Origin of the sequence: Providencia sp. 2024EL-00732 (assembly GCF_044006275.1) — a bacterium.
GTDB classification, from domain to species: domain Bacteria; phylum Pseudomonadota; class Gammaproteobacteria; order Enterobacterales; family Enterobacteriaceae; genus Providencia; species Providencia huashanensis.
Genome location: NZ_JBIPDG010000008.1, coordinates 156,152 through 180,900, shown reverse-complemented (window position 1 = coordinate 180,900; position 24,749 = coordinate 156,152). Strand labels below are relative to the sequence as shown.

The 24,749-nt window shown below is 37.9% G+C and carries 22 protein-coding genes; 12 read left to right on the top strand and 10 right to left on the bottom strand.

Annotated features, from left to right (window positions below; translation table 11 throughout):
- Positions 1–15: 15 nt before the first annotated feature.
- On the bottom strand, positions 16–2,517 hold the full coding sequence (plsB, locus tag ACHB7C_RS14020; protein WP_042848520.1) for a glycerol-3-phosphate 1-O-acyltransferase PlsB: 2,502 nt from the start codon (positions 2,515–2,517) through the stop codon (positions 16–18).
- A gap of 126 nt (positions 2,518–2,643) precedes the next feature.
- Between plsB and ACHB7C_RS14015 the strand changes: the two genes are divergently transcribed.
- Entirely contained in the window at positions 2,644–3,018 is a 375-nt protein-coding gene (locus ACHB7C_RS14015) for a diacylglycerol kinase (protein ID WP_042848519.1), read from the top strand.
- A 135-nt stretch (positions 3,019–3,153) separates the two neighbouring features.
- On the top strand, positions 3,154–3,771 hold the full coding sequence (gene lexA, locus ACHB7C_RS14010; RefSeq protein ID WP_042848518.1) for a transcriptional repressor LexA: 618 nt from the start codon (positions 3,154–3,156) through the stop codon (positions 3,769–3,771).
- A gap of 197 nt (positions 3,772–3,968) precedes the next feature.
- On the opposite strand, the gene zur is transcribed toward lexA, so the two are convergent.
- Positions 3,969–4,484, bottom strand: coding sequence for a zinc uptake transcriptional repressor Zur (gene zur, locus ACHB7C_RS14005; protein WP_042848516.1), 516 nt, complete (start codon positions 4,482–4,484; stop codon positions 3,969–3,971).
- A gap of 1,104 nt (positions 4,485–5,588) precedes the next feature.
- Here zur and ACHB7C_RS14000 point away from each other — a divergent pair.
- The 9 genes from ACHB7C_RS14000 to ACHB7C_RS13960 all read left to right on the top strand — a co-directional run bounded on the left by ACHB7C_RS14000 (position 5,589) and on the right by ACHB7C_RS13960 (position 14,682).
- Positions 5,589–6,146 (top strand): fimbrial protein, encoded by a 558-nt coding sequence (locus ACHB7C_RS14000; RefSeq protein ID WP_198861099.1) that lies wholly within the window; start codon positions 5,589–5,591, stop codon positions 6,144–6,146.
- 75 nt (positions 6,147–6,221) lie between these two features.
- Positions 6,222–6,959, top strand: coding sequence for a molecular chaperone (locus tag ACHB7C_RS13995; RefSeq protein ID WP_166685601.1), 738 nt, complete (start codon positions 6,222–6,224; stop codon positions 6,957–6,959).
- On the top strand, positions 6,934–7,524 hold the full coding sequence (locus ACHB7C_RS13990) for a hypothetical protein (protein ID WP_166685600.1): 591 nt from the start codon (positions 6,934–6,936) through the stop codon (positions 7,522–7,524). The genes ACHB7C_RS13995 and ACHB7C_RS13990 overlap by 26 nt, the downstream gene beginning before the upstream one ends.
- Before the next feature lie 16 nt (positions 7,525–7,540).
- Positions 7,541–8,101 (top strand): fimbrial protein, encoded by a 561-nt coding sequence (locus ACHB7C_RS13985; RefSeq protein WP_166685599.1) that lies wholly within the window; start codon positions 7,541–7,543, stop codon positions 8,099–8,101.
- A 10-nt stretch (positions 8,102–8,111) separates the two neighbouring features.
- Positions 8,112–8,825, top strand: a complete 714-nt coding sequence (locus tag ACHB7C_RS13980) for a molecular chaperone (RefSeq protein WP_233102484.1) — start codon at positions 8,112–8,114, stop codon at positions 8,823–8,825.
- Positions 8,826–8,930: 105 nt separating this feature from the next.
- Positions 8,931–11,486, top strand: a complete 2,556-nt coding sequence (locus ACHB7C_RS13975) for a fimbria/pilus outer membrane usher protein (RefSeq protein ID WP_210831923.1) — start codon at positions 8,931–8,933, stop codon at positions 11,484–11,486.
- Positions 11,487–11,519: 33 nt separating this feature from the next.
- Entirely contained in the window at positions 11,520–12,713 is a 1,194-nt protein-coding gene (locus ACHB7C_RS13970) for a hypothetical protein (protein WP_198861101.1), read from the top strand.
- Positions 12,714–12,740: 27 nt separating this feature from the next.
- Positions 12,741–13,526, top strand: coding sequence for a molecular chaperone (locus ACHB7C_RS13965; protein ID WP_166685596.1), 786 nt, complete (start codon positions 12,741–12,743; stop codon positions 13,524–13,526).
- Positions 13,527–13,659: 133 nt separating this feature from the next.
- The gene (locus tag ACHB7C_RS13960) at positions 13,660–14,682 is read left to right on the top strand and encodes an isoaspartyl peptidase/L-asparaginase family protein (protein WP_166685595.1); all 1,023 of its coding nucleotides are present in this window, start codon (positions 13,660–13,662) and stop codon (positions 14,680–14,682) included.
- A gap of 112 nt (positions 14,683–14,794) precedes the next feature.
- On the opposite strand, the gene ACHB7C_RS13955 is transcribed toward ACHB7C_RS13960, so the two are convergent.
- The 8 genes from ACHB7C_RS13955 to ACHB7C_RS13920 form a co-directional block, all read right to left on the bottom strand.
- The gene (locus tag ACHB7C_RS13955) at positions 14,795–15,271 is read right to left on the bottom strand and encodes a FidL-like protein (protein ID WP_166685594.1); all 477 of its coding nucleotides are present in this window, start codon (positions 15,269–15,271) and stop codon (positions 14,795–14,797) included.
- Entirely contained in the window at positions 15,272–16,195 is a 924-nt protein-coding gene (locus tag ACHB7C_RS13950; protein ID WP_166685593.1) for a transcriptional regulator, read from the bottom strand.
- A gap of 455 nt (positions 16,196–16,650) precedes the next feature.
- Entirely contained in the window at positions 16,651–18,645 is a 1,995-nt protein-coding gene (locus ACHB7C_RS13945; RefSeq protein WP_166696953.1) for a TonB-dependent siderophore receptor, read from the bottom strand.
- Between the two features lie 133 nt (positions 18,646–18,778).
- Positions 18,779–19,624 (bottom strand): ModD protein, encoded by an 846-nt coding sequence (modD, locus tag ACHB7C_RS13940; protein ID WP_042848502.1) that lies wholly within the window; start codon positions 19,622–19,624, stop codon positions 18,779–18,781.
- The gene (locus ACHB7C_RS13935; RefSeq protein ID WP_042848500.1) at positions 19,621–20,439 is read right to left on the bottom strand and encodes a class I SAM-dependent methyltransferase; all 819 of its coding nucleotides are present in this window, start codon (positions 20,437–20,439) and stop codon (positions 19,621–19,623) included. Before ACHB7C_RS13935 ends, modD begins: the two co-directional genes overlap by 4 nt.
- Positions 20,440–20,450: 11 nt before the next feature.
- Positions 20,451–21,218 carry an ABC transporter ATP-binding protein gene (locus ACHB7C_RS13930; RefSeq protein WP_395347619.1) on the bottom strand — a complete coding sequence of 256 codons (768 nt, stop codon included), beginning with the start codon at positions 21,216–21,218 and terminating at the stop codon, positions 20,451–20,453.
- On the bottom strand, positions 21,215–22,231 hold the full coding sequence (locus tag ACHB7C_RS13925; protein WP_071547650.1) for an iron ABC transporter permease: 1,017 nt from the start codon (positions 22,229–22,231) through the stop codon (positions 21,215–21,217). The genes ACHB7C_RS13930 and ACHB7C_RS13925 overlap by 4 nt, the downstream gene beginning before the upstream one ends.
- Complete coding sequence (locus ACHB7C_RS13920) at positions 22,228–23,265, bottom strand: ABC transporter substrate-binding protein (protein ID WP_042848496.1); 1,038 nt, start codon at positions 23,263–23,265, stop codon at positions 22,228–22,230. The genes ACHB7C_RS13925 and ACHB7C_RS13920 overlap by 4 nt, the downstream gene beginning before the upstream one ends.
- 199 nt (positions 23,266–23,464) lie before the next feature.
- On the opposite strand from ACHB7C_RS13920, the gene gntR reads away from it, so the two are divergent.
- Entirely contained in the window at positions 23,465–24,460 is a 996-nt protein-coding gene (gene gntR / locus ACHB7C_RS13915; RefSeq protein ID WP_166685591.1) for a gluconate operon transcriptional repressor GntR, read from the top strand.
- Positions 24,461–24,749 lie beyond the last annotated feature (289 nt).

The following is a 24,749-nucleotide window of genomic DNA, read 5'->3' as shown; positions in this document are numbered from 1 at the left end:
CTTCACAAAACCGAACTAGTCTTTTTCTGGCTCAGTAGTTTGTGCCGTTACCTCGGGTATTGCTTCTTTCTTTTCTTCTGAAAATTCATCAGCTTGGCTAACACTTTCAATGGTTAAACGAATTTCTGGGGACATTAGGCGCACAAGGACTGCATATAGCTTCTTGGCGTTAGTGGTAAAAATATCGTTTTCATTATTATCGATATAGCCTTCTTCTCTAAGCGTTTCAACGAGAGTTGAAAACACTGCTTTATCAAAGAACTCAGGGGCGTTAATACCGTGCAGCACAGAAAGGCGTTGAGCAAGGATGCGGCTTTCTTTTTCCAACGTATTACGGCTGATTTCAGGGCTGGCATTGAGTAATGACAACGTGATTGCGTAGCGCTGTAGTGTTTCACGGACACCTGCTGCTAAGAGCTGTAATGGGCGAATACGGCGTGGGTTCAACACTACCATATCGTCGTCTCTTAAGCAGATAAGCTTTTGATTATTTAGTTCATCAATTAGAGTATCTACCGTTTCACGCAGCTGTTCATCGTTATAACGCATAAACAATTCTGCTTTTAGGAACGGGTAGATTTGGCTCACTTGATAGTAAATTTCTTGACGGCTGATGCGTTCATGATGCAGCACAATACTGGTTATTAATGACGGTAGTACCAGTAAGTGATGGATATTGTTACGGTAGTAGGTCATTAAAACGGCATTTTCGCGAGGAAGAATAATAATATCCCCCATGCTGTCTTTTTCTACCTCGAATTTATCCATCTGCAATGCATGTTCGAGCAGTTGTTCCGGCGTTTTATTAGGCGTTGTCGCATCAGGCGTATACGGCACATTACGTAATAATTGCAGGTAACATTCCACTTGCTCAATGAGTTGTTCACGTGTTAATGAACGTTGGCGTGAGGCCAGTAAAGCCGTTGCACATAAATTTATCGCGTTAGCGGCGGCAGCATTATTGATATTTACCATAATGTTATCCGCTAACGAGCTAACTGTTGGGTTTAGCCACGATGGGCGCTGTGGCTCAATTGGATCAATTGAGTCACGCCAATCTGGGACACGCTGGTTCAGATAATGAGAAAGAGAAATTGGCTGACCAAAGTTCACATACCCTTGACCTAAGTTACGCAGTTTGCGCAACCCGCGGATCATGGAAAATAAACCTTCTTTCTCTTTTTCTGCCCCGCGCAGTTCTTTTGCGTAGGTCCCTACCTCCATTACGTGTTCATAGCCAATATAGATAGGCACAATAGTAATAGGGCGTGAGTCGCCACGTAGCATGGCTTGCAGCGTCATTGATAGTGTCCCGGTTTTGGGCTGCAATAAACGGCCTGTTCGGGAGCGCCCACCTTCAACGAAATACTCGATAGAGTAACCACGAGCAAACAGTTCACTTAAATATTCACGGAAAACCGTGGAATACAATTTGTTGCCTTTAAAAGTACGGCGGATAAAAAATGCGCCAAGACGGCGAAAAATCGGACCGGCAGGCCAGAAGTTTAGGTTAATACCAGCAGCAATGTGCGGTGGAACGAGACCTTGATGGTAAAGAACATAGGAGAGCAGTAAGTAGTCCATGTGACTTCGGTGGGAGGGCACATACACAATTTCATGACCATCTTGCGCTAATTGGCGAACGCGCTCAGCATGCTGCACGTTAATACCTTGATAGAGGCGGTTCCATGTCCAACTGAGCACACGGTCAGTTAAACGCACGGCTTCATAGGAGAAGTTCGCAGCAATTTCTTCCATCATATTCACTGCGTTTTGCTGCGCTTTTTTCAATGGAATTTTTTTACTGCGTGCTTCGTCTTCGACGGCTTTTTCAATTGCTTTTGAGGTCAGAAGCTTATTGAATAGTTCATAGCGTGCCGGCAGTTTCGGGCCAACCGCAGCAAGGCGCTGGCGTGAATAGTGAATACGGGCGACACGTGCCAGTTTATTGGCAATAATGGTGTCAGTACCGTGGTCCTGAGCCATTTTCCCAATAGAAACGGGTGGCGATAGGCGAACAAAACTGTCACGACCTAACCACAGGATAGCAAAAAACTTTTGCACCCCATTTAATAGTTTCAGTGGTGGTGCAGGGGTATGCCCTTCACGACCAGGAGAGCGCCCGAACATTACAGACGCGGGTAACATTTGAATATCTAGATTAGGGTTGTTTTTGTGCAAATCTAAATAAGCATGGAATGTTTTGACGGAATCTTTACGCGGGTCCGGTGAATAATAGCGAAATACGCGAGGGCCATCATCGATAAACACATAAGCAGGGAGCTTAGTGCCATTGATGTCGTTATCAACCAAAGGGTCAGGTAAACCGATAGCCAAGCATTGATGCCGTAGCGTTAGGAGGTCGGACTTAGAGTGGTAAGGCAATACATACAGTGTTGGCCTGTTAGTATCAAGCTGCAACTCTGCAATAGGGTCCGATGGAATTAGTTTACTTTTTACCAATAATTTAAGTGGTAAATTCAACGTGTTGTAATATATTTTACGCCATAGTGACATAAATGATTATAGCCTCTTGTTAACAATGCTGCGCAATCATACCAGAAATCTACTGGCAGATCTGTTACTGACAATTCACTTTGACCGTAAAAATCGATTATTGTTTGTATTTTTTAAGGAATAAATATGGCAAGTCAAACTAAGGGCTTTACCCGTGTAATTAAAGCCGCGGGATATTCCCTTAAAGGGCTAAAAGCCGCTTGGGTAAACGAAGCGGCATTTCGTCAAGAATCTGTTGCAGCAGTAATTGCGATTATTATCGCCTTTTTCTTAGATATCAGTTATATAGATAGAATACTGCTAATTAGTTCAGTGGTGCTGGTGGCGATTGTTGAGCTATTAAATAGTGCCGTAGAAGCTGTTGTTGACCGTATTGGTAGTGAATACCATGAGCTTTCAGGCCGCGCGAAAGATATAGGCTCTGCCGCAGTGTTTGTCAGTATTGGTTTAGCACTTTTTATTTGGGCTCTGGTTTTATGGCAACGTTATTTTGCCAGCTAGTTAATAAAAACAGTTTAAAGTCGAAAAAGAAGTCAATCGATAACAAATGCCTAAATTCAGCAATTTAACTGTTCCAAATCTTCATTTACCTGTATATACTCACAGTCTGACTGTATAAACAAACAGGGGAACGGAATGAAAGCACTGACGGCTCGACAACAGCAGGTTTATGATCTGGTGCGTGATCACATTTCGCAGACGGGTATGCCTCCTACACGTGCTGAAATAGCAGCAAGCCTGGGTTTTCGTTCGCCTAATGCGGCAGAAGAACATTTAAAAGCCTTGGCTCGCAAGGGTGTAATTGAAATTGTTTCTGGGGCATCACGGGGTATCCGCTTGCTTCTTGAAGAAGAAGCTGATGATCAAGGGCTACCTTTGATTGGGCGTGTTGCCGCTGGCGAACCTTTATTAGCGCAAGAACATATCGAAAGTCACTATCAAGTTGATCCAGAACTCTTCAAACCTCACGCAGATTTTCTATTACGTGTGAATGGTATGTCGATGAAAGACATCGGTATTATGGATGGTGACCTACTAGCGGTTCATAAAACACAAAATGCACACAATGGCCAAGTGATTGTTGCGCGTATTGATGATGAAGTGACTGTTAAACGCTTTAAACAGCAAGGTAATCGTGTTGAGTTAATTGCTGAAAATCCTGAATTTGCACCAATTATTGTCGATTTACGCGAACAAAGCTTCACAATTGAAGGTTTAGCGGTTGGCGTGATCCGCAATAGTGATTGGTATTAATTCTTAAATTATCAGGTTGGTAAGCGGTAAGTTGACGCTGCTTGTTTGATAATTCAATGATTGCTGGCAGATTTCAAATTGATGTGTAGAGATCTGCCTGCTTTACTTGTTCCTTTTCTTTTGTCTCTTTTCTTTGCATCTCATCGAATATTCTTTTCTTATATAAGCAACACCGTTAACTCTACCACTTCTATTTATTACTTTTTCTTTGTAGTAATAGGCTGTTGATGGTCATGGTGGCAATGTGCGTGATCTTGGCAGCTATCAATCTCATCACAGTTTTTACATAAGCCATGGTTTTCAACCACAGTATGACGCAAACGGAACTGGTTGGTTTCCGCTAGGCTGATAATAGCGGCTTCAATGGTTGTGCAATCACTTTCAGTTACGCTACCGCAGTGGTCACAAATTAACATCACTGAAATATGGCTAGGGTTATCAAAGTGGTGACAAACGACATAACTGTTGGTTGACTCTATTTTATGAATAAAGCCTTGTTCCATTAAAAACTCAAGCCCACGGTAAACGGTAGGGGGCTTTGCTTGTGGTTCAACTTCACGTAATAAGTCTAATAAATCGTAGGCACTGATAGCACCGTGTTGTTGCGCGATAAGGCGTAATACAGTTTCTCTCTGTGGAGTCAATCTAACGCCTCTTGACTGGCAAATGCGTTCTGCCATTACCAGTATCTTATCTTCATTCATTTTTTTCATTTTACTGACCCCAACACCGAAAAATTCCAAAATCAACTGTGCATAAGTTTATCATATTTTTGATATTGAAAGCGCATCACAGTTCAAGGCGTAGAAAATAACTAAGTGAATATATTATCTATCTAATTCCCATTAGAAAATAAATATAAGCAAACGATTATCTTAAAATAACCTAGGTTGAAACGAATACAGCAGATAAATAATACGAGTTTAACTGAAACAAAAGTCATTATTTTTTTTAACAAAATCAACACAAAACATGAGGTTTTTATTTATTATTTAATGTAAGTCTCAATTAAGACTTATCTTATGATGATTTTGCAGTATGAGATAAAAATCTGGTTTTAACTTAATTTGTTGTTATTTGCATTGATAATTGTTTTTTGCTTGTTGTTTTTGATTGTTAATTGTGAAATTTTTAACACTAAATATATTAACGTTAATTTACACAACTACTTACAACTTGAAATAATTATAAGTAAGTGTTTTTCGATTTATATAAATTAACCTAAGTCACGATCTTAAATATATCATAAAATCTATAATAAAGAATTTAAATCTATTTTATTTAGCAAATATAGATTTAATGTCTCATTGAATATCTTTATAAGCGTAATTTTGACAATAAATATTGTTACCTTAGAATTAGTCTCAGAAAACAACGGAGCGTTTGAATATTTGATTAAGTGTTTTTACTTGTTTGAAATAGAGGTGGTTTAAGTAAGAAAGGAATAACTAAATATTGAGAGGCTTATATAGATTCTCAATTTTAGCACAGGAAGTAATAAAAATTAATCGAACTCTCTAATGTTTTAAAGTTTTAAATTTTTGTCCTTTTACTATTTCTATATTGATTCTGGTCTCTCAAATTTGGCGATATAGAAATAGCTCTTTTTTAAAAGCATCTCTACTGACTTGGTTTTAAAAAGGGATTAAAAGGATTTTTAATGCTCTTAATGTTGGCTTTAATAAAGTTAACAATAACTTCGTCAAACTCATAACAATGATTTTAGTGCTGTAAACGGATGTTGTGGGTTTGGCTTTTAATAATAAATTGTGTCTTTCACTACTTACATGACGACATAAATACAGAGGTATTTACATATGTTATTCAATAAAAAATTAGCAGTATTAGCAGTATTAGCGGGTTCTATGGTTGCTGGTTCTGCATTCGCAGCAGATGAGCCAAGCAAAACAGGTACAACTGTAAAATTTAAAGCTCAATTACGTGCAGCGTCTTGTGATGTTAATTCTACAACTGAAGGTTCTGTTGTTGATTGGGGTGTTTTCACTGTTGACCAAACAACGGGTAAAAATGTGAAAGACCAATTAGGTCCTAATAAAGAATTTAACTTAGTTCTGACTAACTGTTCTAAAGCCGCAGCTAAAGATGCAGCTATCTTCGTACGTGCAGATGGTGAAGAGTCAACTCGTTACAAAGAATTCTTCGCAAACAAAAGCGCTCAAGCTTTAGCTGTTAGCTTAGAATCAGGCGCTACAGCAGTAACTCCTAATGCTGATACTGAGCTGAAATTAGCTTCTGATATCGAAGCTAATGGTACTGCAACTATTCCTATGGTTGCTAAATTAGTTCTGACACAAATTGGTGTGTCTCCAGATGTGTTGAACGTGCCAGTAACTTTCACTGTTTCTTATAACTAATTATTTTATTAGTTCGAGTAAGAAGAGGCTTTACTTAAAGCCTCTTCTTTAATCTTTAGTTTGTGGATATTGATAATGAAAACAAAAGAGATGAAAAATTTTATGCACAAGAAATTATTAGGAATTAAGTCACCTTTTTTAGCTCTGTTGTTTTCGTTAACGACTTTACCTGCGTATTCAAGTGGGATTGGTTTAAATGCAACTCGTTTAGTGTATATACAAGGTGAAGAAAGTACTTCAATAAGTGCCAGAAATAATACGGATATTAATTATCTAGCTAAATTTACCATTTCTAAAACACCTAACGGTGTTGGTGAGGCTCCATTTACTATTTCACCACCATTAATTAAAGTTGATGCTGGTAAAAGTCAAGATATAAGAATTTACGCATTACCTAATGCGTTACCAAAAGACCGTGAATCAATATTTTATTTTAGCGGTAGAATGATCCCTGCGACAAATGGCCCATTGGAAAGTACGGCACTGAATATTGGCTATAACAATATCATTAAATTATTTTACCGACCTGCAAATTTGACAATGTTACCGACTGATGCGTATAGCCAGTTGGCTATTAAATCAACTCCAACAGGGGTTATGGTTGAAAATAATTCACCCTATTTTATTTCACTAAATGAACTGAAAATTAATGGTGTTAAGGTTGGCTTAAGCCTACAAAAAAATAATACCATGATTTTTCCGTATAACTCATTGAGCTATATCGTTCCAGAGAATGGACGTCGTGGAACTGCCCAATGGACTGTTATAAATGATTTAGGAGGCGAAAATGTTTATAGCGGACAGGTACGTTAATGTTTTTACTAAATGTCATAATATAATACTGACAATATTAGTATTATTACTACCAATGGCAAAACTATCGTATGCGCAAACAACATTGGAAGTAATAGGCAGTGTTTCTAAAGGTACATGTAGCGTTGCAGTACCAGATAAGGAAGTTGTTTTTTCAGATGTAATTTTGACACGTAATGTTAAATTATCGCTGAATGATAAAACGTATGTGAAACCATTTACATTTAATTATTCTTGTGAGGATTTTGATTTTTCTAATAATGCAACTTCTCCTTTTATGATGAAAATCACAGCGGCCAACGGTACGTCTGTAACGCAAGATAATCGCCTTCATCCAGCTAATAATGTTACACATGCAGCGTTTATTTTATCTAGTTGTGATAACGATAAGAAAAATTGTGAAATAGTAGATGTTAATTCAGGTGGTATTATTAATTTTAACATTGAGCAAAATGGTAATTTAGAAAAACATTTTGAAGTTAGTATTGTTAAATTAGATTCTTCCCAAGAACTAACGCCTGGAGAGTTGGTTTCTTCAGTGGATATCACATTAGTTCAACCATAATTTAAGGTGATATAAAATGAGTGCTTTAGTAAAAAACAATTATGGTTATATTTTATTATTATTCAGTTTAATGGGTGGGGCTATTGCTAATACGCCTGGTACACATGAATTTACTTTTAATGTTACAGTACCTAAAAATACATGTGAAATAGCAATTAAAGGTACATCAAATAATGTTGTAGATTTTGGAAATATACCATTGCATAAGTTTAAAAAAGATGCATCTGATGGAAAACTTAAACTTCCATTTACAGTTACATTATCAAAATGTAAAACTAAAAATTTTGAAAATAATTATCTTACCCTTGAAGGGAACTATACTCAAAATGATGGTTTTCTTGATGATCCAGGTAAGACATTTGCAGTAAGAATCTCTAAAAAGGATAATGCTAAGCCTGCTGATCAAGATTTTATCACAAATACAAATAAAGTTATTTGGAATAATATTGTTGAAGACCAACTTTCAAAAGATTTTTATGCATATGTTATGTGTAAAAACAATACTGTAAATTGTGCGGTAGATGACAATATTGGTAAGTTTAAAGCTACCTTAACATTAACCTATATTGCAGATTAAGAGATTTATCATGTCTATTATGGTTATTAGGTTTTTTTTGTTATCTTTCTCATTTGTTTTTATTTTTTCATGTGCAAAGGCTGATGGAATAGCTTTGAATCAGAGTCGAATTATTTTTTCTGAAAAAGATAATAGCCAAATAGCTCAGGTACGTAATGAAACAAATGATGCTTTTTTAATACAATCTGCGATTTTAAAGGAAGTTGATGGGGGGGCAGTTAATAATTTTATTGTCGCACCACCTCTTTTTAAAATATTACCTAAAAGCGAATATTCAGTTAGGATAATACCAAATAAAATTGATGAGCTACCAAAAGATAAAGAGTCAATATTTTACTTTAAAATCAGAGCATTACCATCAGTAAATAAAAATGAAAGTGATGAGAATAAAATTGGGATGGTATTTGTCACAGCGATTGTTATAAAGCTTTATTATCGACCGGAATTAATTAAATCTCCGAGTCAACAAGATTATAAAAAGCTTACCTTAGTAAAAAAAGATGGCGGTTGGAGTTTTTATAATCCAACACCTTATTATATGACTGTGGTTGATTTTAATGTGGGAGGTAATATGCAAAGCTCATCAGTGCTAATTCCTCCGTATGATTATTACAAAATTAACAGAAATAATATTAATGGGGAAATAAGTTGGCGGTTATTAAATGACTTTGGTACTCCAACTGAAAAATTTTATTTAAAGATCAGTGAAAATACTGGCTCGTAAATAGCTATTTACGAAAAATTTATAATACTTTTTTATTAAACTGATAGTTCAGTTTTCAGTAGGCTATCGATTAAATTAATATAAAGATAAATAAAGGCTATTGGGATGGAAAGAAAATTTTTAAAAGTCAGCTTATTATCTACATTGATCTGTTTATCTCTATATTCTTATGGCGATGACTACTTTGACCCTAGTATGCTGGAAAGCCAATTAGGAGTTGACCCAACTCTTGTCGATCTCTCTCAATTTAGTGCATCAAATAGTGTTCCAGCTGGAGAGTACCATATTCGAGTGCATGTTAATCGCAATAACTTAGGTGATAAACTCATTAAGTTTGTGCCAAATGTACAAGGTACTATTGTTCCTGAATTTACTCCTGCGCTTTTAGAATCTTGGGGAGTGAATGTTAAAGCTATACCATCACTTAAGTCGTTACCTGCTGATACTAAAATTTTAAATATTGCAGATTATATTAAGGATGCCACAGTCACACCAGATATTGGAAGTTTGCAATTAAGAATTTCTATTCCACAAATTGCAATGCTAGACAAGTCTGAAGGGTATATTGATCCTAAATTATTGGATGATGGTATCCCTGCGCTATTTTTTAATTATTTTGTGAGTGGTAATAAATCAAGTACTGATATCAAGTCTATAGGTACTCAAAAAACGGATAGCATATTTTCTACTATAGGTGCAGGTTTAAATGCGGGTCCTTGGCGCTTACGTTCTAATATGTCCTATTCAAGAAGTTCTGGTGATTTTGGAACAAATTCGTCAACGCACTTCTCAAATACTTACATTATGAGAGCCCTTCATTCAATTCGTTCATCGCTAACTATTGGCGAGACTAATACGGGGGCGGATGTATTTGACCCTATTCCCTTTAAAGGAATTAAACTTACATCAGATGAACAAATGCTACCTAGCAGTCAGCGCGGGTATGCACCAGAGATCAACGGTATTGCACAGTCTAATGCACAGGTCACAGTTCGTCAGAATGGTTATATTGTTTATCAAACCTATGTATCCCCAGGCGCATTTAGCTTAAAAGATATTTATGCGACAGGTAACGCAGGTGACTTAGACGTGACTGTCCGAGAAGAAAATGGGACAGAAAAAACCTTTACTATCGCGTTTTCATCATTACCAGTGATGTTACGTCCTGGTGGTTATAAGTATGAAACGAGTGCTGGACGATATGATGGTGGTTATACAAGAGGATCTCGAGAGTCTGATTTTTTCTTAGGTTCACTTATTTATGGTTTACCAACGAATAGTACCCTATACGGCGGTTTGTTGATGGCAAAGAACTATTTTTCAGCGGCGGCAGGTGTAGGGGTTTCATTAGGCCGGTTTGGTGCATTATCTGCGGATATAACCCATTCAACGGCTAATATGGATGGTGAGTTAGGTGATAGATCTGGGCAATCTTTTCGTCTTCGTTATTCTAAAAGTTTAACAACAACGGGTACTTCTATTGACTTAACGGCACTACGTTATTCGACTCGTTCTTATTTTAGCTTTGCTGACTTTAATAATCATGACTATCGTTTGAAAGATGATGTGGCACCGTGGTTAAATCAGCGCCAACGTAGTAGCTTCACGACAGCAATAAGGCAATCATTAGGTGAATATGGCAGCATCTATTTATCTGGCAGTATTTATGATTATTGGGAAATTAATCGAGAAGTTCGTCAATTAGCTATGGGTTATAATGCTACGTTTAAAAAGATTAATTACTCAGTGAACTATAGTATAGATCGAGTAAAAGATGATGGTAAATGGCCAGAAAATCGTCAAATATCGGTGAATGTTAGCGTACCTTTCAGTATTTTCTCGAATAATGAAATGGTTAGAAATATGTCTAGTACTTATTTTTATAGCCAAGATAACAATAACAACATTACTCAGCAAGTCGGTCTAAGTGGTAGTTTCTTAGATAATAAGCTGTCTTATGGTGTTTCTCAGGGGTATGGCAATAAAGGTGTCGGTAATAGCGGCTCTATTTATGGAAACTATTCTGGATCAAAAGGAACTGTTTCAGCTGGCTATAATTATTCTAAAAATAATCGCTCTGTGAATGGTAGTGTGAACGGTGGTGTTGTTCTTCACCAAGGTGGCGTTTTACTCGGCCGCTCTATGGGAAGTAGTATGGCGATTATTGAAGCACCAGAAGCAACAGGTGCGAAAGCGAATAATAAAGATAGTGTTGTAAATAGTTCAGGTTATGCGCTTTATCCATATGTTTCACCATATAACTCTAACATTATTTCTATGGATGTGAACACACTACCTGAAAATGTGATGTTAAAGGAAACCACTAAAACAGTTTACCCTTCTGACGGTGCGGTGGTAAAAGTGAAGTTTGATACGAAAGTAGGTTATCAAGCGATTATTACGTTAAAAATGGCGGATGGTAGTATTGTGCCATTTGGCGCTATTGCTACGCTCATAGAGAGTAATGTAACTGAAGAGAACACGGGTATAGTTGGTGATAATAATCAGTTATTTATGAGTGGACTTCCTACAGAAGGTAAATTAAATATTCGTTGGGGTAATGGCCAAAGCCAGCGTTGTATAGCTGCATATTCAGGTTTAGATAATGTGGTGTCGACAAAAGCGCAACCAGTACGTTCAATTACTGCAACATGCCAGTAATAGCTTAGTTTATTTAGAGAAGGTTAAAGTAAAATGATGATTAGACACAAAGAAAAAACTTTTCTATTAAAAGGCATTCCATTGCTGCTATCGACATTAATGCCTAATATTGCGGAAAGTGCTGTTCTTTTACCACCAATATCCCTTGTACTACAGGGTTTAATAGATTTAGATGAGCCGAAAGGTGTTAATCAACCCTATTTAGTTGAAGGACGGCTAACTGGTGGAACGTCAATAACTCAATCTCCAATATACTCACCTTTATATCAAAAATCTTGGAGTCAAGACTTTTCTTTACTTTCAATTTCAACAAGCTCAAATAGATGTAACGGAACTATAGGTGAGAGAATTGGAAATAGCAGTCATCGTGGTTTTCCTTTAGTACATTCAAGGGATAGCACATTGAAAGCCTGGGTTGTCCCTTCAATTCGTTATCATATTGCTCTCACAGGTGCAGGGGCTGGAAATGGTGGAAAGTATTTAAAAACAAGCTACTCTGGTAGGCTGTTTACTCAGGAACATGATGGATTAGTTGACTTAGAGTCATGGTATAACCAAAATGCTTGTTTGATACCTGGTACTGATATCATTACAACAGGTGGGGGAACTAAAGTTATTAATCTATATGCTGATGGGAAATTTGAACTTTATACCAACAAAACTATTTCCCCAGGTCGTCTTAGCTATACCGGTGATAAACTATATATAGTGACTCATGGAAATTCAGGAACTATTGATGCCACAGCCCCACTAAATTTTGTAACGGATTTGAACATTGTGAGGATTTGCAAAATTAGTCAAGTTGTTAATGACAATATCAATGTTACGATAGGGCGAGATAACCAAGTTATTGAAGAGTCGAGTTTTCAATATACATGTACGGGTGAAAATAAAGATTTGGCAATGTCTGCGGTAGTGAAAGAGGGAACATTAAAATCAGATCCCACCAAACTATTTTTTGATACTCTAGAAGGTAAACCAGCATCAAGCCCTCCTTGGTTAATGGGAATGCCTTATCGTGAGGGTGATAATTCTGCTTTTTCTTGCAAGGATGAAAATAAGAAAGGAATGATCAACTTTAATAACCAACCCGTAGATTTCAGTTTTAAATCTATTTCGAATATTGCACAAACAATGCGTATTAAGTGGGCTATTTGTTCTAATGATAATGTAACCCCTGGTAAGTATCGTGCTCGTGTAGAACTTGCTGTTTATACTAAAGTATAATTCTTTTATCTTTCGAAAGGTTTTTAGATGAAAAATTTGTCTCATATTTTACTTTCATGCTTGCTCTTTTTTAGTGTTACTGGCGTTAATGCCGGTTATGCTGAAACTAGTATAGATACAATTATTTTTCCCTTTGAGAGAAAAACCTTTATAGAAGGAAATAAAAGCGTATCTTTTCATTTACGTAATGGAACAACAAATATTCCTTACCTTATACAGGGGTCCATGGAATATTTTAGTGAAGCGACAGGAAAAAATGCAGAAAAGGAGAATAAAGTAGAAAAACTCCCTTTTATTATAACACCTCCATTATTTAAGCTAGAACCAGGTAAAGCTTATGATTGGCGAATTTTATTTTCAGGTAATGCAGATAGTTTGCCAAAGGATCGTGAGTCTGCTTATATTGTCAAGTTTAGAGCTATCCCGCCAAAGAAAATAGATACAGATGAAGAAGTTAAAGGTGATAATAAGAAAACAGATTTTACGGCAATTCAAGCTATTCATTTTAAAGTTTACTATCGGCCAAAAGCATTTGAAAAATTATTAATTGAAGATGCTCAAAAGAAGCTAAGTTTTAGGGTTGAAGGTAACGAGTTAGTAGTAAAAAATGATTCTCCTATTTATATGGCATTAGATAGTTTTGAAGTTGCTGGTGTAACATTTGAAGAAGATGAATTATTTAAACCTTTAATTCCACTTGGTGAGCAACGATTTAAATTTAGCGGTAACATTAAATCAGGTAGTAAAGCAACATGGTCAGTACTTGATGAATTAGTTCTTGATTTACCTAAAGAAACGAGTGTTATACAGTAATTCTTCATCAGATAGTTATTTCAACTGATTACTTTTATTTATAGTGGCTAAGTTGAATATCTGTGCTTTTTTATGGGTATGTAAATATATGTTAATTAAAAAACACAATATATTAAAAAGATTAGAATTAAAAATGAAGGTTAGTGTTTTTTATTTATCTCTATTTATTTTACCTATATCTGCAATGGCAATAGATAAGAATAACTTCCGTCTCGTTATTCACGGTGGGGCTGGAGATATCATCTCAAAATCAGTTTCTTATGATATACAAAAAGAACACGAAGCTAAGTTAACCGAAGCCCTGCAAGCTGGATATGATATTTTATCTAAAGGTGGAGATAGTTTGGATGCTGTCCAAGCCGCGGTGATCATTATGGAGGATTCGCCTCTTTATAATGCAGGTAGAGGTTCTTCATTGACCGTTGATAATAAAGTTGAGTTAGATGCTTCGATTATGGAGGGACGTGATCATAAAGCAGGGGCAGTTGCAGGCGTTTCTAATATTAAAAATCCAATTATGGCTGCATACAAAGTGATGACAAAAAGCCCTTACGTCATGATGGGGGGAGTCGGTGCAGAGCAATTTGCACAATCTGAGGGGCTAGATATTGTTGACCCATCTTATTTTATTATTGAATCACGTATTGAACAGTTAAAAAAGGTTAAAGAAATTAGTCATAAAATTGACCAAGAAAAAGGCGTTGATGCTGCTTTATATCAAGATCCACTGATGTATGACTACAAATATGGCACGGTGGGGGCAGTGGCTGTCGATATTCGGGGTAATTTAGCAGCAGCAACGTCGACTGGTGGAAGTACAAATAAACATTATGGCCGCATTGGTGACTCACCAATTATTGGTGCGGGTACCTACGCGGATAATAATACGATTGCAATTTCAACCACGGGTCTAGGTGAAGTTTTTATTCGTGCGCTGGCGGCTTATGATGTGGCGGCTCAAATAAAGTATCGTAATACCCCATTAGCAGAAGCAGCGGTAAATACGTTGAATTCTGTGAAAGATATGGGAGGAAGTGGCGGTATTATTGCAGTGGATAATCAAGGTAATTTTGTTATGCAATTTAATACCAAGGGAATGTTCCGCGGAACGATTGGCCCTGATGGTGTTCCACAAGTAGCGATGTTTGGCCCGTAATTTAATTTTTATTTTTCTATTCTGGTTTATTTATTTTATATCTTACTGATTGTATTAAAACGATTTCCCATGTTGACGGTTTTGCCTACTATAATTAGTAGGCTTTTTTTTATCACTGTATATTACAGGTAAAAGAAGAATACGCTTCATCTTTTAGGATATAAATATTATCTTCCATCTTAGTGATATTTACATAATACTTTATTTTATCTTGTTCCAGTTGGATAAAATTGGAAAATACTTCTGGAGGGGTATTATCTGATGAAGTGATGGAAAAAGAGGTAAAGTTTATGGAGAAATTACCTTTATAGTCAATTTGTTGATAATTAAAGTAGATAGCCCTATTTAACCGATATGTGAATTCATGGTTTTTAATATAACCATACATGTTCATTCTACCATGACTATCTTCTGCAAGTTGAATTGTAACTTTAGATTGTAAATTTAGCCCACTTTGAGTGCCATCATCTTTAATCCATACAATTTCAGAATTACAGATTTTTATATCACTTTTTTCTTTTTTTACAAGATACGATGCAATAGTCACTGAACTCACTAAAATTAATGAGACGACAATATATTTTTTCATTTAAATTCTCTGATCGTTAATTGATACACAATCATATTTGCTATTCATTTCTTTACAGATACTAATAGAAAGGTTTTTATCAACTGAATATGACCTGCTTAAATCAGATAAAAGAATTATTCTTTTAGGTTCATCACAGGATATATTATATTTATCGAGTTTAGCTTTTATGAAAGTAATATTATCATCTGAAGTTTTTCCTATCATATCAAGGGGAGTTTGTATCACACATTTCCCTCGATTACTTAATGTTAAATAGCCATTTGTGGTGTCAGGTTTCGGTGATAGATTATAAATAGATAGATAGACTAAATAACACGCTGCTAATGTTGATATTGTTAGTAGCAATAATTTTATAGATTTTTTATTCTTTTGTGCTTTTTTGATTTGATGATTATGTATTGTGATTGTCTTTTGTTTTCCAATTGGGGGTTGAGTGAGTTCTATTGCTGTTTCTTTATTATCTAAATCCATTGTAATAATATTAGGAGCCAAAATAGGGGGTTCTATATGTTTATGTTTTTTTTGACTATAGATGATCTCATCATATTGATTTTCGGTATCGATAATTTCACTTTCATGGATAGAAATATGACTATCAAGACGGAACCCTTTTTTAGGTACCGTCACGATTGATTTAGGATCAATGCCAATCTGCTCAAGTTTTTTTCTTATTTCACTGATGTAAGTGTTTAAATTATTATTTGAACCTACAAGACCGTACTCTTCCCACACATTAGTAAGAAGTTCATCTCGTGTTGCGATTCCTTTTTTCAGATTTAATGAAATAATCTCACCGAACAATCGAGACGCTGGTTTTGATAATTCGATATTTTGACTGCGGTCAAGTTTTAAATAAATTAAACTTGAATTTTGCTCAAAAATATACTTTTCATCAATAGTGTAGTCATGTGAATAATTCATAAATGCTGTTTGCTCTCTCTAAATTAAATGTTGAAATAGCAGAATTCTATAAAGATGTAAATTTTTAACATCAGGACTTAATTAATTTAAGCTAAGTTATTTTTTTTGGTTTTTATTCTTATTCTTATAGTCTAAATAGGGAATCAATTAACTTCAAGTATTGTTAGATGAGCATTTTTGTGATTTATTGGTAAATTTATTGAATTAAAGTGCTTATTGTTATTTTAAACTAAGTATATTTTTTATGGTGATTTTAAAATCTGTAAAATAATCATGATTATTGTTAAAAAAACATAAAAATCTTTAAAGATGTTAAAGTGTGAAGAGGGGCTGTTTTGTGGGAATGTTACTAGGTAATTACACTTAATATTAGTGGTTTTTATTTTTAATATAAAATGATTTTTAATTAAATTATATTAGGCAAAGGATTAAACCTCTGCCTAATATATTAAATGTTAGTATTTATATTCAATACCTAACCAATAGTTACGACCTTCTTCTATATAGCCATTGGTGTATTCGTAGGATTTATCAAATAGATTATTTACAGAGGTGTTGACTGAAATACCTTTCCCTAATTCATAATCGAAACGAAGGTCAGTTTTGGCGAACCCACGTACTTTGCTGTCATTATCGACATAGTTAAATGCCCAACTTCTTGCTTCTTCGGTAAGCGTAATGCTAAACGGTTCGTAAGGAGTCAATTTCACCCAAGCAAAGGCTTTGTGGGTAGGTAGCTCGGCGACATGTTTGACACTGTAGTGTTTTGGATCAGCATGAATATAGCCGTAGCTTAAGCCTGCTTCTAACCAATCGGTGATTTGCCCTGTTGTTCCTACATCAATGCCAAAGTAGTCGACTTTGCCACTATTGCGGTTTTGTAGCAAATCACCGCCATCAGCATTTTTGCCAATATGGTGTGCCATGATGGCATCCGAAACGTGGTTATAGTAAACACTGGTTGTATAGGTCCATTGTGGTGTGACATATCCTTTGTAGGTTAAGTCGTAGGTAAGGGCACGCTCTGCATCAAGGTGAGGGTTAATAACGAAGGAATCATCACTCTTCATTTTGTTTTTTGTATAACGCTCTTTTTGCGTTGGGAAACGGCTTCTTTCTGACACAGAAAATTGGATGGTATCTTCATTCGTTAAGTGGTAGCGAGCCATCACTTCCCAGTTAAATGCATGTTGGTTATTTCCATCATAGGTATTAAAGTCGCCTGATTTATAATCATAACGTTTACTATCAGCACTTTTGCGCCAGTCATAGCCAATACCGCCGACAATATCTAGCTTATCAGTCGCAACCCATTGATATTCCGTAGCAATGGAATAGGTATTATCTTTATAGCGGTCGAATGGCACATCTCTTTTAGACCTAGCGCGGTGTATGTCTTCTTTCCAGTGTGCGGCAAATGAAAGCATATCTAATTCACGCACCGTGAAGTCAACACGCATATCGGCACCATTGCTATAGTCATCATAACGACTGTAGTTGTAAGTACCTTTCTTATAGTCTTTCACAGACTTATATTGATGGAGTGTATTCTTAAAGGTATCGTGATATAGGCGGCTTTGTAGTGCGATATCATTAGTTATTTGAGTTGTACTATTGAAGTAGATGCTTTCTTTATCATAGGCAGGCCATTGCCAAATTTGTTGTTTCTTACTGGTAACGCTCGGTGCACTGTTTTTATCACCATCTTGTTTTAGGTAAGTAATCACATACTCGTCGGCTTCGCGGGGTGTCCAACCGACTTTTACCATCATACGTTTATCATCTGTGGCTGAATTCGGGCGGCGACCATTGCTACCTGCTAATGGATTGTTATTTTCTGCATCTGGTATTCCCATAAAACGCTGCTTATATTGGCTACCGCTAACTTGGATAAAACCTAGGTCGTTACGGCCACCTAAGCGTGCACTAATATTGTGAGCGTTATCTGCACCGCGGGCAAAGCCTTGGTTGAAGTTGATATTGGCTTCAAATGGCTTTTTAGGTGTAGCGGTCGTTAAGTTAATCGCACCGCCCATCAAGTTAGGCCCTTGCAGTAATGAGGTATAGCCTGTAGAGAGTTCAACACTCGCGAGTTCGCTAGTCATAAAACGCCCAAGATCAAGGGTGCCGTCATAAGGGACATACGTTGGGACCCCATCAAAAAAGATAGGGACTTGGCGGCTATCAAAACCTCGCACATTAACTTGAGTTTCGTTACGATTCCCTGACTTTTGAATAGAAACCCCTGGCATGGTACTCAATGCTTGTGCCACGTTGGTTTTATTCAACTGGGTCATTTGCTCTTGCGTGATGATATTCGCATCCGCAGCAAGTGGTGTACTCCAAACTGACATTACATCAGTATTTTTTTCGCTGTTAACTGAGGCGGCGTGCCCTTGCGCTGTGAATAAAGCCATCCCAACCAAATAGGTTATTTGTTTTATTTTCATTATGTCTTTCCCGTTTCATTAATTTCGATATATTGTTTTTTATATAGCGATATGCGTGATTAGCCATAAGTTAATGCAGCCTACGGGGTAGGCTGTTTTTGGCAAATAGCTTTTTTTATGCGAACTTTTTCGGTTATTGTTTAAAAATGTTCACTTTTATGTCTCGAGGCGCCGCATAGTAGGGAGCTGATGTGACTAGCAACGGCACACCTATTTGGGCAAACTCTTCAATGGTTGTTAAATTAATTCCCCCTGCAATTGATAACTGGCAAGGAGAATGTTGCTGCTGTACGAGTTTTTGTAATTGCTGAATTTGGTCAGGTGGGAGTTTATCCAGTTGCACAATATCGGCCTGTGCCTCAATCGCCAAAACGGCCTGTTGGTAGTCATCGGCCTCAACAATAATCAGTTTTTCGGGGGCGTTTTGGCGCAATGTTTTTACATGTGTATGCCAATCATCTGGTTGTTCAAGGCACTGCCGGTGGTTGGTGAATAACAAGATACTTTCAGCACTACCTGCTCGATGAACAATAGCGCCCCCCGCCAAAATCGCAGTTAAGGCAAGGGGCTTAGTGTTTGGGATTGTTTTTCGCGTACAGGCTAGCTGTGCGTTAGGTTGATATTGTTTCAAGATACTGACCATTTGCTGAGTATAGTGACTCACACCGCAACACCATTCGAGCACGTTTTGTGTGGCTTTCCAGCCCTGATGCAGAGCTTCAATAGGCCCAGTAGCACGAATTAGAATACTTTGAGGTTCAACGTGTTGGCCATCTTGAAAATGGCACTCACAACGGATACCGAGTTTTTCTAACATGCGTTTGGCGATGTGGAGCCCACTAATACAGCCGCCGTGTTTAGAGGAAAATGTCATTACACCAAGTTGGGAGTGTAGCCCTAAGGCGCGAGTGGTCAGGTCGCCGTATTGGATATCATCCAACAGCAATTGGTCGATTAATGCATCAGGTAAATAAATCATAATGTTAAATCGGCCTCATCGACAACATCCCATGAGACCATCGCCCAATCTCTTGATGGATAAGGAATTTTCTCACCTGACGCAGTTCGTGCATGATAGTAGTGATACAGAGCTTCTGTTTCTTGCGGCGTCATGTTTTTTAGTGACCAATTGACGCTATCGGCAAAGGCTTCAAAGCTATCAAAACCGCCTTTATTCGGGCTCTTAATAAAGTCTACACGGGCATTGATACCCATTTGGTGTAGGATATTCACTGCATAAATATAAGTTGGTAAACGTATTACTTCGCGACCAATTTCTCGAATAATATTTTCATCAATAAAGGTTGGGTTGATAGTATGAGTGGTGTAAACGCGCAGTTTTGTTTGGCGGTTGAGTTTTAGCAGCGCGGTTTTTAAATCATCCACTAATGTCGAACGGGAAGCGACGGCAATATCCACTTTAGGCAGAGTGTCCCAGTTATCTTCCCACGCTAATTTTTCAAAGTGGGCATTGGAAATGCCGAGCTCTTTTGCACGAATTTTCGCCATTTCCAGCATGCCACCACTGTAATCAATACCAATGACCTCTTTGAATTGATTGGCGAGACACAGGCTAATAGAGCCTGGGCCACAGCCGACATCCAGTAGGCTTTGAGCCCCAGTAAAATCCATTAACTCACGAAACTGAACCAAATATGGGTCATTTGGATTGGCACAATTTTGTGCCATTTGTTGGGCTTTTTTATCCCAATGCTCAGGTTCTTTACGGGTGCGTTGTGCCTGCTGCATATGTTGCTGGTACATTTTTGCGAAATCAATTTGGTTAATTAACATGATCCCTGACCTTAACAAGAAAATGATGATGGAAATTGGAAGTGAGCTTCAATACTTTGCTCATCCACATTATAAAGTGCTGCCAAGTTAGTAAGTGTTAACATACTTTTTGATATCCCTTGCCTTGCTCTGTGTTGCTTATCAAGCAAGATAATATGGTCAGCGACCGCTGCAGCATGTTGTGGGTGGTGAGTTGACATCAATATCGTCATACCATGGGATTTAAGCTTTTCAATTTGTTCAAGTAGGCGTATTTGGTTACCAAAATCAAGGCTAGCTGCAGGTTCATCCATAATTAAGAGTAATGGCCTTTGTATCAAGGCTCTTGCTATCAATACTAACTGTTTTTCCCCCCCGCTCAATGTGCTGTACAGTCGAGTTGCAAGGTGTGGAATGCTGAGCCGCTCTAATTGTTGAAGTGCTAAGTTTTTTTCGGCATTACTGGGTACAGAAAATAATGAAATATGCGGGGTGAGCCCCATCATTACCATATCTAATACGTTGAAGGTGAAAGGGGTATCGTGTGCTTGAGGTACGTAAGCAATTACTTTCGCGATATCACGCTGTGATAGTGAATTTAGAGAGCGGTTATTCAGTGAAATATCACCACTGATCGCGGGCAGCAAACCTAAGATGGTTTTCATTAGCGTTGTTTTGCCACACCCATTGGCTCCTAGTAGGCAGGTAATTTCTTTTTCAGGCAAAGAAAGATTGATGTCATCAATTATTGCAGTGTGATGATAACCAATAGCGACATTTTTTAGGGTCATAATACTCATTTAACCCGCCTAGTTTGTAATAATATAGCCAAAAAGAAGGGAGCGCCGACGGCAGAAGTTAAGATCCCTAATGGAAGTTCGATTGCTGCAATAGTCCGAGCTAGTGTATCAGTAATAAGCAGTAAGATTGCCCCAATCGCCATTGAGGCAGGAAGCTGATAACGAAAGTTAGCACCCACTATCATTCGGGTGATATGTGGAACAATTAAGCCAATCCAGCCAATAATTCCTGCAATAGAAACAGCACTCGCAGTGAGTAACGTGGCACAAATAATGAAAATGGCGCGTGTCAAACTGACATTGACCCCGAGACTTTTGGCTTCTTCATCCGATAAGCTGAGTAAATTCATACGCCAACGCAATAGCAATAGTGGGATGATAGCAATGACCATGAGTGGCAAGACGGATATTAAGTCTTCTTGCGTAATGGAAGATAGGCCACCAAGTAGCCAAAATGTGATAGAAGGTAGTTGTGTATAGGGGTCTGCAAGGATTTTCATTAAAGAGATAGCGGAGCCACAAATAGCACTGACCGCAACTCCGACGAGAACTAGCGAGAGGATTGGGTCATGTTGCCTTGCTAAGTGAGCAATAAAGCAAACTAAGGCAACGGTAATTAGGCCACCAATAAACGCAAACAGCTGGATATAAAATAGTGATTGACCGAAGAATATCCCGATAACCGCCCCGACACCAGCCCCTGCGGAAACACCTAAAATATCAGGGGAAACTAAGGGGTTACGAAACATTCCTTGGTATGCAGCTCCTGCAATAGAAAGCCCACCACCAATTAAAATCGCGGCCAATGTACGAGGGAAGCGTATTTGCCAAAAAACTGTTTCATGACGAAGGTCGTTCAATGTTGTTTGTGATGAAAGTGGGTTCACAAGCAGGTGATAAAGCTCACTGAAAGTAAGTGAGTACTTACCACTTGTAAGGGCAATAACCAAGCTGATAAGTAAAATAATAACTAATATGAAGGGTTTTGCGCCTTTATTAAGTCGTTCATTCATGATTTTTCTATCAGCAAGTCAACTTGCTCCGGCGTTAAAGATGAATGATAAAAAAGCTCAAAATATTCGGTAATATCGGATTTAATGTGTATTGCAATATTTTTATCAAAATGACTTTGTAATCGCCTCATGCCGAGTAGGCGGTTAATGCCTGGAGGCCCATCTAGCCAGCCGAATGGCATTCCACTGAATATAAGTAATTTATTGTTTTTAATCGCATTTAAGCCTTTCCACAACGGGGAGGTCGTCATAAACCCAATGGCTTCTTCATATTGCGTTATAATGATATCTGGGTTCCATTGATATAGTTGTTCCATCGAAACTGTGGTAAGACCATGGAAGTTAGGAATATCTACAACATTATGTAACCCAAGCATTTCAATGGCTTCAGTATGAATTGAGCCTTTAGCACCGGTTTCTAAACCTTTTGCTCCGCGTGCAAGGTAAAAACTCAGTGGTTTTTGTCGGTTTTTACTCGCAAATGAAATCGCATCATCTAGGTATCGCTGAGCAAGGTGGCTGAGCTTTTGGGCTTGTGGAATGGCACCAAGGATTTCACCTAGCTGAGTGAGTTGTTGCGGTGAGTTTTGTAGCCCCCCAGAGATTAATAAATAAGGAATATTTGTTTGTTTGGCGACTTTCTCTCCTTGTGAGCGATAAGTTTCGTCTATATTTCCAGTGTCAATAATTAGGTCTGGGTTATAGGACAACAGTTGTTCAAGGGATAATGTGCTACCACGACCCGCTAAACGACCATAAACAGGTAATTCAAGCCACTGTGGAGCGAAAAGGCCAGTTTGCCCTTTTTTTAGGGAGATAGAAGCGAACCCGACCATTTTTTCAGGGACAAGTGCAAACAGTAATAAGTCTGAAGGTGGGCCTGAACTTATTACCCGTTGAATATTGTTTGGCGCGGGGAGTTTACCAAATAGGGCTTGTTCAACTTTATAACGAGTTTGTGCAAAACTCGGTAAGCTGTAAAAAGTAGCGAGAACGGCACTCAATTTAATAAAATGCCTACGATTTATGGCCATATTTAAATTTAATCTATTCGTTATGATAATAATTATATAACGCGGAAATTAACGGAGTCATGATAGAGAGTCAACCACAAAAATGGCGTTCTTAGGAAAAATCGACGTTTATGTGATGTGAATCAGCAACAAAGATTGCTATCCAGCAAAAGATCGCAGAACATAGCATCGTTAACGAATGGGATATCACTTTGGAATTATGAAGAAAAAAAGACCTTCTTTGCAGGATGTTGCCGACCAAGTTGGCGTGACAAAAATGACGGTGAGCCGTTTTTTACGAAACCCAGAGCAAGTTTCGGAATCTCTGCGTGAAAAAATTGCTCAAGCTGTTGAAATATCAGGGTATATACCTAATAAAGCTCCTGATATATTGTCAAATGCAACAAGCCATGCAATTGGGGTGCTATTACCTTCATTGACCAACCAAGTTTTTGCTGAGGTGATCCGAGGTATCGAGGCAGTCACTGACTGTCATGGTTATCAAACGATGCTGGCACACTATGGCTATTTGCCTGAAAAAGAAGAGGAGCGGCTGATGTCGTTACTTTCTTATAATATCGATGGGGTGATTTTAGCTGAGCGTACCCATACGGAACGGACGCTTCGCATGCTGAAAACTTCAGGGATCCCTGTGGTTGAAATTATGGATAGCGTTTCCCCTTGTTTAGATACTGCCGTGGGGATTGATAACTTTGAAGCTTCCCGCCAAATGACTCAAGCGATGCTCGAACGCGGTTGTCGTCATGTTGTGTATTTGGGGGCAAGGCACGATGAGCGTACGTTTATTCGTTTAAAAGGCTATGAGCAAGCAATGTTGGATGCCAACCTTGAGCCGCGTAATCTGATGACAGAAGTCAGTTCATCATATTCACTAGGTGCTCAATTATTGCATGAGTGTCGCGCTAAGTACCCTGATACCGATGGCTTATTTTGTACTAATGATGACTTGGCTATAGGCGCTATTTTTGAATGCCAGCGCTTAGGTATTCAAATTCCGGAAGACCTTGCCATCTCGGGGTTCCATGGTCACGATGTGGGGCAAGTCATGACACCGAAATTAGCCAGTATTTTGACGCCAAGGGACCTTATGGGGCGAAAAGCCGCAGAAGTGTTGCTGGCGAGAATGTCAGGGAATAAGCTGACGGAGACACATTTTGATGTGGGGTTTTCTCTACTCACGGGCGAGAGCATCTAATTATTTCCCGTCATACTTCAAATTATAGGGGTGTTGGCTGCTTTCGGCTACTCAGGTCACATACTTATGTATGCTCCCTGAGATATCCTCAATTTGCCGCCTACCTCTAATTCGAATTATTTAGGGAAATAGTGTGGTTTAATATAGCCTTAAAGCTAAATTTCGGCGTATGCACTAAAAGTATTGGCTGCACTCACCAACCCTAGTCACATACTGGAGTATGCTCCTAGGGCTTGGCTCGTTTGCCGCCTAGCGACACCACGAATTATTTAGATGAATATTAAAGATG